The 17,670-nt window shown below is 38.0% G+C and carries 12 protein-coding genes; 6 read left to right on the forward strand and 6 right to left on the reverse strand.

What is annotated here, in order from left to right:
• Positions 1-128: 128 nt before the first annotated feature.
• Positions 129-1,661, reverse strand: coding sequence for a bifunctional phosphoribosylaminoimidazolecarboxamide formyltransferase/IMP cyclohydrolase (gene purH, locus CGC47_RS06180; protein WP_095900125.1), 1,533 nt, complete (start codon positions 1,659-1,661; stop codon positions 129-131).
• An 86-nt stretch (positions 1,662-1,747) separates the two neighbouring features.
• Here purH and CGC47_RS06185 point away from each other — a divergent pair, with 86 nt between their 5' ends.
• Both CGC47_RS06185 and bioB read left to right on the forward strand, forming a co-directional pair.
• Entirely contained in the window at positions 1,748-2,992 is a 1,245-nt protein-coding gene (locus CGC47_RS06185; RefSeq protein ID WP_042002296.1) for an ABC transporter permease, read from the forward strand.
• A gap of 120 nt (positions 2,993-3,112) precedes the next feature.
• Entirely contained in the window at positions 3,113-4,195 is a 1,083-nt protein-coding gene (gene bioB / locus CGC47_RS06190; protein WP_013998458.1) for a biotin synthase BioB, read from the forward strand.
• Between the two features lie 224 nt (positions 4,196-4,419).
• On the opposite strand, the gene CGC47_RS10825 is transcribed toward bioB, so the two are convergent.
• From CGC47_RS10825 to CGC47_RS06205, 4 genes are all read right to left on the reverse strand, one after another.
• Complete coding sequence (locus CGC47_RS10825) at positions 4,420-4,596, reverse strand: hypothetical protein (protein WP_162532811.1); 177 nt, start codon at positions 4,594-4,596, stop codon at positions 4,420-4,422.
• Between the two features lie 153 nt (positions 4,597-4,749).
• Positions 4,750-6,945 (reverse strand): polyribonucleotide nucleotidyltransferase, encoded by a 2,196-nt coding sequence (locus CGC47_RS06195; protein ID WP_095900126.1) that lies wholly within the window; start codon positions 6,943-6,945, stop codon positions 4,750-4,752.
• Positions 6,946-7,067: 122 nt separating this feature from the next.
• Positions 7,068-7,337, reverse strand: coding sequence for a 30S ribosomal protein S15 (gene rpsO / locus CGC47_RS06200; RefSeq protein ID WP_013998151.1), 270 nt, complete (start codon positions 7,335-7,337; stop codon positions 7,068-7,070).
• A gap of 148 nt (positions 7,338-7,485) precedes the next feature.
• Positions 7,486-11,331: a TIM-barrel domain-containing protein gene (locus CGC47_RS06205; RefSeq protein ID WP_095900127.1), complete on the reverse strand. Its 3,846-nt coding sequence runs from the start codon at positions 11,329-11,331 to the stop codon at positions 7,486-7,488.
• A gap of 134 nt (positions 11,332-11,465) precedes the next feature.
• On the opposite strand from CGC47_RS06205, the gene CGC47_RS06210 reads away from it, so the two are divergent.
• From CGC47_RS06210 to CGC47_RS06225, 4 genes are all read left to right on the forward strand, one after another.
• Positions 11,466-12,050, forward strand: coding sequence for a thymidine kinase (locus CGC47_RS06210; RefSeq protein ID WP_042002376.1), 585 nt, complete (start codon positions 11,466-11,468; stop codon positions 12,048-12,050).
• Between the two features lie 267 nt (positions 12,051-12,317).
• Entirely contained in the window at positions 12,318-14,057 is a 1,740-nt protein-coding gene (locus CGC47_RS06215) for a TrkH family potassium uptake protein (RefSeq protein WP_172458713.1), read from the forward strand.
• A 5-nt stretch (positions 14,058-14,062) separates the two neighbouring features.
• Entirely contained in the window at positions 14,063-14,743 is a 681-nt protein-coding gene (locus tag CGC47_RS06220; protein WP_042002299.1) for a potassium channel family protein, read from the forward strand.
• A gap of 235 nt (positions 14,744-14,978) precedes the next feature.
• A complete protein-coding gene (locus tag CGC47_RS06225) occupies positions 14,979-15,680 on the forward strand; it encodes an IS1 family transposase (RefSeq protein ID WP_042002303.1) in 702 nt (233 codons plus the stop codon).
• Positions 15,681-15,759: 79 nt separating this feature from the next.
• Here CGC47_RS06225 and mnmG read toward each other — a convergent pair whose 3' ends face one another.
• A complete protein-coding gene (gene mnmG / locus CGC47_RS06230) occupies positions 15,760-17,631 on the reverse strand; it encodes a tRNA uridine-5-carboxymethylaminomethyl(34) synthesis enzyme MnmG (RefSeq protein WP_042002306.1) in 1,872 nt (623 codons plus the stop codon).
• Between the last annotated feature and the right edge of the window lie 39 nt (positions 17,632-17,670).

The raw sequence follows: 17,670 nt of genomic DNA on the forward strand, positions 1-17,670 counted from the left end.
GTTTTTATGTTGTTAATTTAAAAAATTTGTCAATTAGTAAGTTGTTGTGTTAAAATGATTTTGTATCTGCCTCAAAAGTAGGTAAAAAACAAAATATGACCAAATATTGTTTTTATTTTATGATGTTTTTAGTGTTTGAAATGACGGATTCCAGTAAAGACCATTTCCATACCATTGGCATTGCAATAATCAATGCTAAGTTCGTCTTTGATAGACCCCCCAGGTTGTATTACGGCACGAATTCCAGCCTTATGAGCAATTTCTACACAGTCAGGGAAAGGGAAAAATGCATCACTTGCCATTACGGCTTCATTCAAATCAAACTCAAATGCTTTTGCTTTTTCAATAGCTTGTTTTAGAGCATCTACACGGCTGGTTTGCCCCGTTCCACTGGCAATAAGTTGTCTATTTTTAGCCAAAACAACAGTGTTAGATTTTGTATGTTTGCCTATTTTTGAAGCAAAAAACAAGTCTTCTAACGTTTCTTGCGTAGGCTTTTTATCAGTAACATACTGAATATCGGATATGGAGTCAGTTTTTAAATCCTTATCTTGCACTAAAAATCCGTTCAAGCAACTGCGCACTGAAGTTTCGGGCAAAGTTGTTGTTTTTTGCACCAAGATGATTCGGTTTTTCTTCTGTTTTAATACGGCTAAGGCTTCGTCGCTATACGAGGGTGCGATAACCACCTCAAAGAAAAGGGAATTCATATCGTTTGCTGTTTGTAAATCAATTTGGCTGTTAGCAATTAGAATTCCTCCAAAAGCAGAAACAGGATCTCCTGCCAAAGCTGCTGCGTAAGCCTCTTGAAGCGTATTTCGGGTAGCTACACCACAAGCATTATTGTGCTTTAAAATGGCAAAAGTAGGGGCATCACCAATAAATTCACTCATCAAGTTTACAGCGGCATCTACATCAAGTAAATTATTATACGACAGTTCTTTGCCGTGCACTTTTTCAAACAATCCTTCTAAATTTCCGTAGAAAACCCCTTTTTGATGCGGATTTTCACCATAACGCAAAGGCTGACTTTGGTTCTCGCTAATTTTCAAAGCTGTTATTTCTTCGGTTTGATTGAAATAGTTGAAAATTGCCGTATCGTAATGCGAAGAAACTTGAAAGCCTTTGGCTGCAAATCGTTTACGTTGCTCTAAAGAAGTCTTTCCTGCTTGATTTTCCAATATATCAAGCAACTCAGGATATTGCTCCACCGAAGCCACACAGAGCACATCTTTAAAGTTTTTGGCAGCAGCACGAATTAGTGAAATTCCACCGATATCAATTTTCTCAATAATATCCTGCTCTACGGCACCGCTTGCCACTGTTTTTTCAAACGGATACAAATCCACGATGACAATATCTAATTGCGGAATGGCGTATTGAGCCATTTCTGCCAAATCATTCTGGTTATCTTGTCTGTTCAAAATACCCCCGAAAATTTTGGGATGAAGGGTCTTTACACGTCCACCCAAAATGGAAGGATAATCGGTAACCGCCTCTACGGGAATAACATCAACCCCTAAGCTTTTTATAAAGGTTTCGGTGCCTCCTGTGGAATATATTTCAACCCCTAATTCACTCATCTTCTTGATGATGGGCTCTAATCCAGTTTTGTCAAATACGGAAATCAGTGCAGTTTTTGCTTGTTTTGTGAATTTCATCGAAAAAAGTCTTACATTTGAAGCTACAAAAATAATTTTTTTGTGCTAAATCCGACGGTAAATCAAAAATATTTTGTTAACATCTTATGTTTATTTATATCCAACTCTTTAAGGAAAGTTTCAATTTTGCGATAAAAGCCCTTCGTGATAACAAACTTCGTACGTTTTTGTCCTTACTTGGGGTTACTGTGGGTATTTTTTCAATCATTTCGGTGCTTTCGGCAGTGGATTCGCTCAATCGGAACATACAAGAAAATTTATCTGGATTGGACAAAAATGCAATGTATATCTCAAAATTTTCCTTTGGCCCCACAGATGTACCACGCTGGCAACGACTTAATTTCCCTCAAGTTACTTATAGCGAATATGAATTTATTCGAAAAGAAGTACCCAACGTTGGAACGGCAGCTTATACCATTTTTGGTGTAGAATCTTCCATAAAATATGAAGGAAAAACCATTGAAAACGTTTTTGCAAGTGTAGCTACTTCGGAGATATCGGAAATTGAAGACATTAAGGTTGAAAAAGGACGATTAGCAAGTGAATCGGAATCCAATTCAGGCAATCCTGTTATCGTTTTAGGGCATCACATTGCTAAGCAACTTTTTGAAAATGAAGACCCCATAGGCAAAGAAGTGCGTTATTTGGGCAAGAAAATGGTAGTTATTGGGGTTCTGAAAAAATACGGCTCAGTTAGTGAAAATGACGAAAAAGTATTTGTACTTGCTACTTTTGTTAGAAAATTTATAAACACAGGAACACAGGGAGTTCCCAGCGGAATCGTGGTAAAACCCAAAAAAGGGACAAATCCGCAAGAGTTTGAAGACGCTATTGCGCAGCGACTTAGAAAACATAGAGGCTTAAAACCCGAAGAAATCAACAATTTTTTCATCAATAAAATGTCTACATTCACCGAGATGATTGACCAAACCATTGGAATGATGAACCTAATGGGATGGATTATTGGCGGGTTTTCTATTCTAGTGGGTGGTTTCGGTATTGCCAATATTATGTTTGTAAGCGTGAAAGAGCGCACCCATCTTATCGGAATACAAAAATCATTAGGAGCTAAAAATCAGTTTATTTTGTTTCAATTTTTGTTTGAAGCTGTGCTTTTGGCGTTCATTGGTGGTATTTTTGGGCTATTTTTCGTTTGGATAGGCACACTGATTGCTTCGGGCTTAGTGGAGGATTTTACCTTTGTATTGTCTGTCAAAAATATTTTATTAGGCTCAAGTGTTTCGGTAGTTATTGGGCTAATATCAGGCATATTACCTGCACTTTCGGCATCGCGTTTAAATCCGGTAGATGCTATACGCACAGGAATGTAGCATAGTTTTTATTTGCTTTTGACTGGGTTAAAAACTGCAAAATAATCATTTATTTTTATTACTTTTGCGTGTTTGTAAATCAGTGGATGCATAAACGCATCATCAGAAAAATTAAATTTTATGAGTGAAGCTCGACACAATTGGACAAAAGAAGAAATTATCGCTATTTATAATAAACCCTTGATGGATTTGCTTTATGAAGCAGCCACAGTACATCGTAAACATCACGACCCCAACACGGTACAAGTATCCACCTTACTTTCCATAAAAACAGGTGGATGTTCAGAAGATTGTGGTTATTGCCCACAAGCAGCCCGATACCACACAGGGGTGGAAGTTGAAGAAATGATGACCGTTTCGCACGTTAAGGCACAAGCCCTCAGAGCCAAGTCATCAGGTGCATCAAGAGTATGTATGGGAGCGGCGTGGCGTAATGTAAAAGACGGTCCCGAATTTGACCAAGTTCTCGAAATGGTGCGAACCATCAACAAACTTAATATGGAGGTATGCTGTACCTTAGGAATGATTACTGAAAATCAAGCCAAACGACTTGCCGAAGCGGGGCTTTATGCCTATAATCATAATTTAGATACTTCGGAAGAATACTACAAGGAAGTCATCTCAACGCGAGGTTACGAAGACCGATTGCAAACCATTGAAAACGTACGAAAAACAAACATTACTGTTTGTAGTGGGGGTATTATCGGTATGGGGGAATCATTAGAAGACCGTGCTGGAATGCTTGTAGCGCTCTCTACCCTTAATCCGCAACCTGAATCAGTTCCCATAAATGCCTTGGTTGCCGTAGAGGGAACCCCAATGGAAGACCAAAAACCTGTTGAAATCTGGGAAATGATTCGGATGATTGCTACCACTCGTATCGTAATGCCAGAAACTCAAGTGCGTCTTTCGGCAGGAAGAACCCAAATGAGCCGTGAAGGACAAGCAATGTGCTTTTTTGCAGGAGCGAACTCTATTTTTGCCGGTGATAAGTTGCTGACTACCCCAAATCCGAATATCAATGAAGATATGATGATGTTCGAAATGTTAGGATTGCGCACACAAAAACCTTTTGAAAAACACGCACAACCTAAAACCGTAGAAGCTGAAGACTCAGAATTTGTGGCCTTGGGTGAAAATCCAAAATGGACGCGTCCCAAACATAAAATTGAACGTAACGAAAAAGCCCGAAAAGCCCGATAAAAACTTTATATTTTGAAGTATAATGGACAAAAATTAGGTATTTTTTAGACGATTGTTTCTAATGGACATTTTTTAGGCTCTAATTTTTCACCAAATTTTGATTTGAATTTAAATAGCATTTTCTTTGTCTCATCTTTATAAACAGAAACAGGCTCTGCTGGAGAGCAACCTGTCAGGGATAATAAAGAGGCTCAACGAAAATGTCAACAATCAATGTACTATCATTAGCTGGCATCTACCTTTACGCCTTGATGAATAATGATCCTATTGACATCCGATAGGTTGTTCCACATCCCGATGAGCAACATTTTGAACAGCAGGAATCCATCGTAAGGTTTTTCACCCGAGGCGGAAAGTCCTTTTTGATAGTATTTGTCGATATAGCGGAAATGGGTTTCCAATCGATAATGGGAGTATTTTGATTGGATTAATCAATGAAAATGAAAAAATCACGGCAATTTAGCCGTGATTTTTTCATTTTTATACATTTGTTAGTAACGAAAAATCCTCAAAAAATATACATTTTAACTTTGATTATTAACTATATAACCTCTTTATTTATTATTTTCTTTATTATCTGATTTTTGGTGTCTTTGTTTATTCTCGTTTCTTGGTCTATCATTCTTAGGCTTATCCTCTCTTGGAGGACGTGGTAACAATGCTTTGCGAGACACTTTCTGCTTACGCGTTTTAGGGTCAATACCAATGTATTTGACTTCGATAATATCCCCTTCTTTCACCAAATCCGATGGTTTTTCGGTGCGTTCCCAGGCCATTTCAGAAATGTGTAGTAAAGAATCCTTGCCAGGAACAAACTCAACCACAGCACCGAAATCCAATAGTTTCGTAACTTTTACGCTATACGTTTCTCCTTCAACAGGCTCAAAAATACACGCCTTGATAGCATTGATAGCTCTTTCCATTCCTTCGGAGTCAGTTCCCAAAACTTCAATGATACCCAAATCGCCTTCTTCTTCAATAACAATAGTTGTACCTGTTTCTTGTTGAATTCCTTGAATATTTTTACCACCAGAACCAATAACTGCACCAATGTAATCTTTCGGAATTTCCATAGTGACGATTTTCGGTGCGTGAGGTTTCACTTCTGATTTTGGCTCAGCAATTGTATCAGTGATCTTGCCTAAAATATGCAAACGTCCTTCACGAGCTTGTTCTAACGCTTTTTCCAGAATTTCATACGTTAATCCTTTGATTTTGATATCCATCTGACAAGCCGTTATACCATCTTTAGTTCCAGTTACTTTGAAATCCATATCTCCCAAATGGTCTTCGTCTCCCAAAATATCAGAAAGCACTGCATATTTTTCGCCATCGGTAATCAAGCCCATTGCAATTCCTGATACAGGTCTGGTCATTTGTACACCAGCATCCATAAGTGCCAGAGTTCCAGCACATACTGTAGCCATTGATGAAGAGCCATTCGATTCTAAAATTTCAGAAACTACACGAACCGTATAAGGGCAATCCGCAGGAATCATTCGTTTTAAGGCACGTTGTGCCAAGTTTCCGTGACCAATTTCTCTTCGGGAAGTTCCTCTAAGTGGACGAGCTTCACCTGTTGAAAATGGTGGAAAGTTATAATGTAAGTAGAAACGTTCTTCTCCCTGTTCTGTTGGTAAGTCAATTACGTTTGCCTCACGAGAAGTTCCCAAAGTCACTGTTGTAAGTGACTGAGTTTCACCACGTGTAAAGATAGAAGAACCGTGAGCTGATGGTAAATAATCTATCTCGCACCAAATAGGACGAATTTGAGTAGTATTCCGTCCGTCCAAACGGATATTTTCATCTAAAATAAGATTTCTAACCGCCTCTTTTTGAGCTTTTCCAAAATATTTACTGATGAGGGGTGCAAACTCTTCTTGCTCTTCTTCAGAGAATAACGCTAAACACTCTTCTTTTACGGCTGCAAACTTCTCTCCACGCTCTTGTTTTGAAGTATTTTCTTTGGCTATAGCATAACATTTCGGATATGCCAAACCATACACTTTTTGTTCAACTTCTTCATTTTCAATCTCTGGTTCATAAGTACGTTTTTCGGTTTTACCTACTTTTTCCGCCAAACGAATTTGAGCATCAATTTGAAGTTTGATGGCTTCGTGAGCAAATTTGATAGCCTCCGCCATATCTTTTTCAGAAACTTCATCCATTTCCCCTTCAACCATCGCCACAAAATCTTTGGAAGCTCCTACCATAATGTCCATATCAGATTGTGCAAGTTGCTCTCTGTTAGGATTTATGATAAATTTACCATCAATTCGTGCCACGCGAACCTCTGAAATTGGTCCGTCAAAAGGAATATCAGACACAGCGATACAAGCCGAAGCCGCCAATCCTGCCAAAGCATCAGGCATTACACTATCATCGTGCGACATTAGCTGAATCATCACTTGAGTTTCAGCGTGATAATCTTTAGGGAATAACGGACGTAATACCCTATCTACCAGACGCATAGTTAGCACTTCTTGGTCACTGGGACGTGCCTCACGCTTGAAAAACCCGCCTGGGAAACGCCCCGCAGCAGCAAATTTTTCGCGATAATCCACCGTTAGTGGTAAAAAATCAGTTTCAGGATTAATTTCTCTTGCGGAAACCACTGTTGCCAACAACATTGCATTTCCCATACGTACAACAACTGAACCATCTGCCTGTTTTGCTAATTTTCCAGTTTCAATGGAAATGGTTCTTCCGTCGCCTAAATCAATAATTTCTTTTTTAACTTCTGGAATCATTTTGTTATTTTTTAATTAAACATTAGGCGTTGTGTTGTTGTTTTAGTTACCAATGAAAAACTCATTTTTTTTAGTCTTTCAAATAAATGAAAAATAAAAAAGAGGCGAAAAGCCTCTTTTGATTACTTTCTGATATTTAGCTCTTTGATGATAGCACGATATCTCTCGATATCTTTTGCTTTCAAATAATCAAGTAAACTTCTACGTTTACCAACTAATTTCACCAATGAACGCTCGGTATTGAAATCTTTTCTATTTCTTTTCAAGTGCTCAGTCAAGTGATTGATTCTGAAAGTGAATAAGGCAATCTGTCCTTCTGCAGAACCTGTATTAGCTTCAGAACCTGCGTGTTTTTTAAAAATCTCTGATTTTACTTCTTTTGTTAAATACATTCCAATATTATTTAATGATTATTATGTACTATGATATGCGGTTGCAAATGTATATAAAATTATGTAATCTACAAACTTAAGAGTAACAAAATTGCATTACTAACCAAAACTTTTGTTGTTTTTGCAATATTCCTCTTTCAAAATACATCTATTTTACTACACTATTGAGTTTGGTATCCACCAAAATTATGTCTTGAGCTTTCAGCTGAAATGTTACAGAACGTTTTGCTCTGAATTTCAACACAAACAAATCGGTATTACCATTTAATAAAGGTTTTTCGCCCATATTAACAAAAGTGGGATAAAGCCCTTTACGTGCGTTTGAATGTAATCTGTCGTTGGTCATATTTTCCATATGTTTTACAGCAAGAGGCTCAACTCCCACAAATTCGTAATCTTGCGGATTGTAATCCAACGCCATACTTAGGGCATTAACCGATTTCAAATCTTTTCCTTTCACCGTTACACTTACTATTTGATTGGCTACGTAAGTGTTTCTGTCGGGCTGAAGTGTAATTGCTCCTGAAACCATAGGATATTCGGTAGCACTCACACCTCCATTTAGTACGGTAGCCACTGCAGATATGTCGTAAGCATCAATGAGTCCGTTTTGGTTGATATCACCTTTGCTTACATAGTCAAAATCGGCATCGGTTTTGCGCAATCCAGTGTAGTTAAGGTAAGAAGTGAAATCGTTGCTGTCTAGAACACCATCGTGATTGATATCTCCCGGAAGATAACTTTCAGTATTAGGCACTTTAAAGATGTACCATTCTTGTCCCGAACCGAAACCACCCACAGCTTTAGTTACCTGAATCTTCACAAAACGGGCTGTAGGTTTATCTGCAAACTCAAAGATTTTGGTATTGTGGTTGGTTACCCAAGAGAAAGTCCCTGATTTTACCCAATTTACTTTGTCGTGGCTGGTATAAACCGTTCCCTCTTGAATCATTCCGTTGAGCCCTGTATTTCGAGGCAAGTATTCCATTTTATCCAATTGATTTACGGTATTTAAACTGATAACCATTTCAAAAGGGACTGCTTGAGTGTTGCTCCAATCGGTATGCCACATATTACTTGAATCAAAATCAAATAGCTTTTCAACACCTTGACTTGATTGGTTTTTGCACGAAGTGGTTGCCGTAATTCCTTTAATGGCAAATTCAAGCGGATTAGCTTTGGTTTGTGCTTCAAAATACACCCAATCCGATTGCCCTGATTCATTCACTGCTCGAACCGCAAACTTATAGGAAGTCTCTGGAACTAAATCCTCAAACAGCAATTCAGTAGTTTTGATGGTGGAATAACGCATTCCTTCGAAATCAATTTCATAATAATCGGCATTACTTACTGCTTTCCATTGTGGTTTTAGGGTGTAAGCCGTACGATTTTGCTCCTCTACTGAAGCTTCCGTGGGCTTTTCTAAACTTCCTGTTTTTGACAAATCGTTATCTTTTTCAGAAAGCCCTACACCACTGATTTTTAAAATTAAATCAGATTGTGTAATGTCTTTTTCAGAAATTTTAATCTGTAACTGCGGATTTTTATTTATAACTACTTTTTCAAACGCGCTACCCAAAGTGGCAAATTGGTTCAAATTGCGTTTTTCATTGTAGAAATATACATCTTCTGAATTTTCAAATTCGGATTCAGAGGTAACTTCTTTAAGTTTAATGGTTTTATTTCCCCATTTTACGCGTATCCTTTTAGGTTTTACACTGGTGTTGATATTCAACTCGGTTCGTTTGTTTTTTTCAAATCCGTTGAAATTTCCTTTTGTTGGAGCGATTTGAACCATTAGCTCATTATTTTTCCATTCAGAAGAAATTGAGGTAGAAACATACGCCCCACGTAAGTAAGCCTGAGTACGTCCGTCATCATCATACTCAACAAAAGTATTTTTTGCTCCAGGATAGATTTCGTATTTGCGCAATTTCGGATCGATTTGCGTAACGTTATTATGCGGATGCGTTATCGGGATAATCGCTCCTGCTTTAACAAATACGGGAAGTTTCCAAAGGGGCGCATCGTAATGATTGATGATGCGATTTCCGCGATATGCCTGCCCTGTAAAGTAATCGAACCACAAGCCTTCAGGCAGATAAATGCCGTGACGCACATCATTGCCTTGGGTATCGGCTTGAGTGCTTTGATAAATTGGGGCTACTAAAAAGTAAGGCCCGTACAAAAATTGGTATTGTGTGGATTTACCCAACGTATAAGCATTGGGATACTCCAAAAACATTGCTCGAACCATCGGCATACCCTCAATTGCCTGATGCGCTACACTATAAGCATAAGGCATCAATTCCGATTTTAATTTCAGATAAAAACGATTGATGGAAGTGGCGGGTTCACCCAATATGTGCGGATATTTAGGATTACTCCCCCAACCGTCCATATTAAGTTGCATTGGGGTAAAGGTTTTCCATTGAAAATCACGAACGTTCACGGAAACATTTTTTCCGCCAAAAATCCCATCCATATCCGAACTAATATTCGGATTTCCAGAAAGCCCTGCCCCTAAATAAGTAGGGATATGAAAACGAATGTACTCCCATTGCCCACCAGTTTGGTCACCCGACCATATTCCAGCATAGCGCTGTGTACCTGCCCAACCATCTAATGAAACGATGAACGGACGAGCATCGTTGCCGTAATAAGGCATAATGTGCGCTACATCGGCAACTCCATTAAGACCAAAGGAATAACCTGCTCCCACCCAAGCCACATCGGTTTTGAGAGCTAACACTCCAGCATCGCGCACCTCTTTTACAATATCGCGCTGAAGCAAAGCACTGATGCTATCTTTCGGATGTAGGTCGGATTGTGTCCAAAGCCCAATTTCTACTCCGTGCTTACGAGCATAATCACCCAATGATTTCAAATTGGCGATGTTTCCGTCCAAAGTTTCGCTCTGCCCATAACCTGCCCCATAACCATCGTTAGGCAGAAGCCACCCCAAAGGCATATCGTAAGCCTTGTAACGGTCAATAACAGCCCTTGCTGAAAACTGATAATTATTATTTTCACCGTTTAACGATTCTTTAATCCCTCCGTTATCTTTTTGACTTTCTCTATAGCGTTTGCCATCTTCAAAGAGAATACCTTCTTCGTCTTCTTTCCAATAATCACGATTGTAAGCATTCAAATGCCCTTGATAAAAACTGAATTTTGGCATCAGCGCAGGATTTCCTGTAAGTTGATAAAAATCATTGAGTAAGGCTACTGCTCCGTCGTTAATCATCACAAACACATCAAGATAGTTATCTTGATGTGAAAGCGTCACCACGTTCTTTTCTTTACTAGCAAAATCATATTCTCCTTTTTTGAAAGTGTGCCACATTATAGCATATCCGTAAGTACTCCAATAAAATGGATTGGGTGAAGCTACACCGCCATCTGTCCACGAATTTTGATTTTCAATAGCGATGTGTTTTCCTTTATGAGAGAATCGTCCGTTTTGAACGCCCCCACCATAAAAATATTCATCAGCGTTTTCTTTAAGCTTCCAAGTCACACTTTTAGGAGTAAATGCAAAAGGAGCTACGCTTTCCAAGACCACTTTTCCCGTTCTTTTGTTACTGATTGTTAGTAAAGTACTTTCTTTATTTATTGCTACTTTGATAGCATCTGTTTCTATAATAAAAGTATTGTTTTGCGTACTAATTTTCAGATTTTTAACTTCTCTTCGAGGATTATCTACCAAAATTTGAGCTGGAGGAACTGCTTGAGGGTCACGAATAATACCCCCATTATTATCTTGAAACATTCTGAAAATATGTTCGTTGTAAAAATCAAGTGTTAATCGCTGATGGTCAGAAAACAAAATCTCCACAGCAGCAGGATTTAGCAAACGAGCTTCGGTAATTTGCGCTTTGTTTTGTGCAATGATTGTTACAAAACTAAACAACAAGAAGGGTAATAAAAGAATACGTTTCATCTTAATTCGATTTTCAGGCAAAGGTCGTGTTTTTTCTTTAATCGAAGCCATTGATTAGCAAGGCTTTTACGAATTACATCAAAAACAACAAATTGCTGATTTACAACACAATACTCTCTTTGTTAGTAAAAAATCCGTCAGAAATTCAAAAAAATACTTACTTTTGTGAGCGATATAACAGCATTATGTTTTTAGAAAATACTACAAATTATTCAGAAAAATTTGGTTGGATTGAGGTTATCTGTGGCTCTATGTTTTCAGGAAAAACGGAAGAGCTGATTCGGCGTTTGCGTCGGGCACAATTTGCGAAACAGAAAGTAGAGATTTTCAAACCTGCCTTTGATACTCGCTATGATGATGTGATGGTGGTTTCGCACAATGCTAATGAAATCCGCTCCACACCCGTTCCTGCAGCAACTAACATTATGCTCTTGGCAGACGGATGCGATGTTATTGGCATTGATGAAGCACAGTTTTTTGATGATGAAATCGTTACCGTATGTAATGATTTAGCAAACCGAGGAATGCGAGTTATCGTTGCTGGTTTGGATATGGATTTTAAGGGTAAACCTTTTGGTCCGATGCCCGCCTTAATGGCTACTGCCGAGTATGTTACCAAAGTACACGCAGTGTGTACCCGCACCGGAAATTTAGCCAATTTCAGTTACCGAAAATCGGCAAACGAAAACGTTTTTCTTCTTGGCGAACAAGAAGCCTACGAACCCCTAAGCCGAGCCGCTTACTTCAAAGCAATGAAAGAAAAGAAATAAATACAGGCTATTTTTTAGGCGATGAAGTATTATTGTACATCTTCAATCACTCATAAGTGGTAATATTCAACTCGAAATAATGAAATTTCCAAATATTTTAAACAAACCCACGAAACTTTTGAATGAAAGTAAAAAAAAATAAAGCATTAACTTGTTATTATTTCGGATAAATGATACTTTTGTCCCTCGTTTTCAAGATGTAGTATGCTTCATCTTGATAATATATAGCGAAAGTAAACCATTACCTACCACACTGACCAAACTAAAATGAAATTTCTCATAGACAAAAGTAAACTAAAAGCCTTTTTTTCGGTGCTTTACATCGTCTTGGTGGTCGTATTGATTATTGACTATGGCTACTCGCTTCCGCTATGGTTAGATTACTGTTTTTTAGCCTTTTATACTTTTTCATTGGTGATAAATATATCATTTCACGCTTTCAAATTGTACCGAAGTGAAGAGAGGCATTTTCGGATTGATTTACTTGATGGACTAAGTACAGTATTTGTTATCATTTGTTTATATGAGCAATTTATTGATGATGGAACTACTCTGGTAGTTTCGGATTGGATGCGGTGGGCAACCATTTTGATTTTGATACGTGGGGCTAATTTACCTAAAATCAATTATAAACGTTCCGTATTGAACCCAGCACAACTTTTCATTATCAGTTTTGTGGGACTAATTGGTATTGGTACATTCTTATTGTTACTTCCCAATTCTACTCGTACGGGTATTTCTGTAACTGATGCTTTATTTACCTCTACAAGTGCCGTTTGCGTAACAGGACTGAATATCGCCGACACCGGAAGCTATTTTACTCGCTTTGGGCAAACCATCATTATGTTATTGATACAAGCAGGAGGGCTTGGCATACTTACCGTTGCAAGTTATTTTAGCTATTTTTTTAAGGAAGGAGCTACTTACGAAAATCAAATTGCATTGAGTGATATTTCAAATTCTAATAAAATAGGTGAAGTTTTTACTACCCTAAAACGGATTTTAGTAATCACTTTCACAGTAGAGCTTATGGGTGCGTTTTTAATTTTTATCAATCTGCCTCCTCGAATAATCCCTGACTTTTGGGAACGTATTTATTTCTCAATATTTCATGCTGTTTCAGCATTTTGTAACGCTGGTTTTTCAACACTACACAACGGATTGATGCAAGAAGGATTTGTAACAAACTACCGCTTTCAGCTAACTATCATTGCTCTTTTTGTGTTTGGAGGACTTGGTTTCCCAATTGTTATCAATACCTTACGATATTTAAAGCATTTCATAAAACGAAATGTATTATTTTTCATTTCAGGAAAAGATAATTACATACCTTGGATACTTACCCTAAGTAGCAAACTGAATTTGATAACCACATCTATACTAATAGTAGCTGGAACTACCATTATTTACCTCAAAGAATATGAGCATACGCTATCGGCTCATCAAGGTTTTGGAAGATTTGTTACCGCACTGTTTACAGCAACAACTCCTCGTACCGCTGGGTTTAACACTATTGATTTCAATCAAATGCAACTATCATCAATAATTGTAGTTATGCTACTGATGTGGATTGGTGCCTCTCCAGCTTCAACTGGTGGAGGAATCAAAACAAGTACTTTTGCCATTGGTACACTCAATGTACTTAGCTTAGCCAAAGGAAAAAGTAAAATAGAAATTTTTCGTAGAGAAATTGCCGAAATATCAATCCGCAGAGCATTTGCTGTAATGTCTCTTTCATTGATTGTTATTGGAGTAGGCACTTTTTTTATTTCACAGCTTGATGAGCAAATGAGCTTATTAGATATTTCTTTTGAATGTTTTTCGGCATATAGTACCACAGGATTAAGTTTGGGCATTACCCATCGGCTTAGTGATGCAAGTAAGTTAGTTTTAGTGGCTATAATGTTTGTCGGACGTGTATCAATGCTTACGATACTGATAGCTATTTTCAAAAAAACACGAACATTTACGTATCGTTATCCGAAAGACGAAATATTAATTAATTAACAAAAATGAAATTTATCATAGTAGGATTAGGAAATTTTGGAGCTTCATTGGCTCAAAAACTAACTCAGCAGGGCAACGAGGTAATCGGTATTGATTCAAGTATGGCGAAAGTAACCGCCTTAAAAGATAAAATATCGCATACTATCTGTATGAATGCCATTGATGAGCAAACGGTTTGCGATTTACCTCTTAAAAATACAGATATTGTCATTGTTTGTATCGGTGAAGACCAAGGCACTAATGTGTTAGTAAGTGCTTTGTTTAAAAATTTAGGAGTAAAACGTTTAATTAGTCGTTCAATTAATGCTCTCCACGAAAATATTTTACGAGCTATTGGTGTAGATGATATCGTTCGTCCTGAGGAAGAATCTGCCGAACGCTGGACAAAAAAACTAACTCTTAAAGGTGTAGTTGATTCCTTTGAACTGAATAAAAATTATAGTATTGTAGAGATACGAACCCCTAAGGCATTTATTGGAAAAGCCATCGAAGAAATTGGGCTTCGTGAAAATTTTAATATAGTGATACTAACCATATTAAACCAATCAGAAGAAACCTCATTTTTAGGAAAAACAAAAACCTTAACGCACGTTCAAGGAGTTCCTGACCCCAAAATAAAACTATCAGAGGAAGATATTTTAGTGGTTTACGGATCGAATAGCGACCTGTATAGATTTATGAAGTAAATCACCTTGCAAATAATAGTAAAATAGTTCGTTAAAAAACAAGTAACTTTTGCTATATTCTTTCGTGATAAAAGATTGATATATAAAAACTTATCTTTGAATTGTAGTGCCTAAACTTATTGTAATCTTCATACCGCCCTAATTACTTAAAAGGTGCATAGATTTTGGCCGTGTTTTAAAAAGTATGATGACATAAAAATTTGACAATCAGGGAATAAAGCTGTATTTTTGTTAAATGCTAATAACAATTAAACTCCACTGCCCCAATTGTCAATGCACAAAGATAGTCAAAAATGGGAATAAAAAGAACAAAAAACAAAACTACCTTTGCAAAACCTGTAAACGCCAATTTATCGGCGACCATAATCTGACCTACAAAGGTTGGGCTTCGCATATCGCTGCGAAAATTCTCTTGCTTTTGGCAAGAAATGTAGGCATTCGTGATATTGCTGAAATTGAAAAAGTTAGCGTCAAAAAAGTGCTTTCTGTTTTGGTAAATTTTAACCAAGAAATCAAACCCAAACAAAATAAATACAAGTCGTTACAAGTTAATGAACTTTGGACTTTTGTAGGAAAAAAGAAAAATAAAAAGTGGTTGATTTATGCATATTCTGCTGAAACAAAGGAAATTGTAGCGTGGGTATGGGGCAAACGAAACATAAAAACAGCCCAAAAACTTCGTGAAAAATTGAAGAAATTGGGTGTGAGTTTTAATGAGATTTGCACAGATAACTGGGAGACTTTCACCTCTGTTTTTCAAGAATATACACATAAAATTGGCAAAAAATATACCACTAACATTGAAGGAAACAACACACTTTTGAGACATCGAATACGCCGAGCGGTGAGGAAAACTTGTTGTTTTTCAAAAAAGTTTGAAAACCATATAAAAGCCTTTGAAATTGTGTTTTTCTACATCAACTTTGGGTGGATTTGAGTATCATATTTTGGGAAACACTACCAAATAGAAAAATAAAATTGACAATCAAAATTTTACTTCTCTTTGGTACTACCGATTATCGCCCCATATACACCAACAAAATACTGATATCTGCTGGGGAAACACCACTAATACGCGAGGCTTGTGAGAGCGTAGTCGGGCGGATTTTTTTCAGTTTTTCGCGAGATTCAAACGAAATAGATGTCAGTTTATCGTAATTGAAATTTTCAGGTATGCGAATGTCTTCCAAGCGGTTGAGTTTGTCGGCATTGTTTTTCTCTTTTTCGATGTATCCTGCGTATTTTACCTCAATTTCCGTCTGTTCAATGATTTCTTTATCAATTTCATTGGCTTCCACGAACGATTTTACGCTCTCCAATTGTTGCAAATCAGCGATGGTAATGTTCGGACGCGAAAGTACTTTGAACATCTTGTCGCCTTGTTTCATTGGAGACGAATCGTATTTTTCCAAAATCGGGTTCGCTTCTTCGGGTTTGATACTTGTTTCTTTAAAAAACTCAACAAAAGCATTGGTTTTTGCTTGTTTTCTTTCCAAAACGTCCATTCGTTTTTGCGATGCCAATCCTAATGAAAAACCAAGTGGCGTAAGTCGTGCATCGGCGTTATCTTGTCGCAAAAGAGTGCGATATTCCGCCCGTGAGGTGAACATTCTGTAAGGTTCTTCCGTGCCTTTTGTGATTAAATCGTCAATCAAAACACCGATGTAAGCCTCATTTCGTTTCAGAATGAAAGGCTCTTGCTCACGAATTTTCTGTACGGCATTTATCCCTGCCATAATTCCTTGTGCGGCAGCCTCTTCATAACCTGTTGTTCCGTTGATTTGTCCTGCAAAATATAGATTTTCAACAAGTTTTGTCTCCAATGTATGTTTGAGTTGCGTCGGCGGAAAATAATCGTATTCAATGGCGTACCCTGGGCGGAAAAACTTCACATTTTCAAAGCCTTCTATTTTTCGCATTGCTTCAAACTGAACTTCTTCTGGAAGCGATGTTGAAAATCCGTTTACGTACACTTCTACCGTGTTCCAACCTTCGGGTTCCACGAAGATTTGATGGCGGTCTTTGTCGGCAAATCGGTTGATTTTATCCTCAATTGATGGACAATAACGTGGTCCAACGCCTTGGATTGCCCCATTGAACATCGGTGAGCGGTCAAATCCTGTGCGGAGCAAGTCGTGTACTTCCTCGCTGGTGTAGGTCATATAGCAATCTTTCTGAATTTGAAGCGGTTGTGTTTCTTCCGAAAAGGAAAATTTCTCAGGATTTTCATCGCCGGGTTGAGGAATCATTTTGGAATAATCAAGCGAACGACTGTCCACACGCGGAGGCGTTCCTGTTTTCATTCTTCCTGATTCAAATCCGTGAGAAATAAGGCATTCGGTAATCCCTTTGGAAGCCTTTTCTCCGGCTCTTCCGCCTCCTAACTGCTTCATTCCGATATGAATAACTCCATTTAAGAAAGTTCCATTAGTAAGAATCACCGATTTGGAATAAATAGGAATTCCCAAAGAGGTTTTTACGCCTTTTACCTGATGATTTTCAATAATAAGGTCAGAAACCATATCTTGGTAGAAGTCGAGATTAGGCAATCTTTCGAGTTGCAGACGCCATTCTTCGGCAAATCGCATTCGATCGCTTTGAGCTCTGGGGCTCCACATTGCAGGACCTTTCGATTGGTTAAGCATTTTGAACTGAATGGCGGTTTTGTCAGTGATGATACCTGTATACCCACCCAAAGCGTCAATCTCACGAACGATTTGCCCCTTAGCGATACCTCCCACAGCAGGGTTGCACGACATCTGTGCTATATTTTGCAATTGCATTGTGATGAGCAAGGTTTTCACTCCCATATTGGCAGCGGCAGCAGCGGCTTCGGCTCCTGCGTGTCCGCCACCCACTACGATAACGTCATATTTTTCTTGAAACATATTTCTATTTGGCTTTAAGCAAAAGGCATTAGGCATATT

Source organism: Capnocytophaga canimorsus (assembly GCF_002302565.1).
GTDB lineage: Bacteria > Bacteroidota > Bacteroidia > Flavobacteriales > Flavobacteriaceae > Capnocytophaga > Capnocytophaga canimorsus.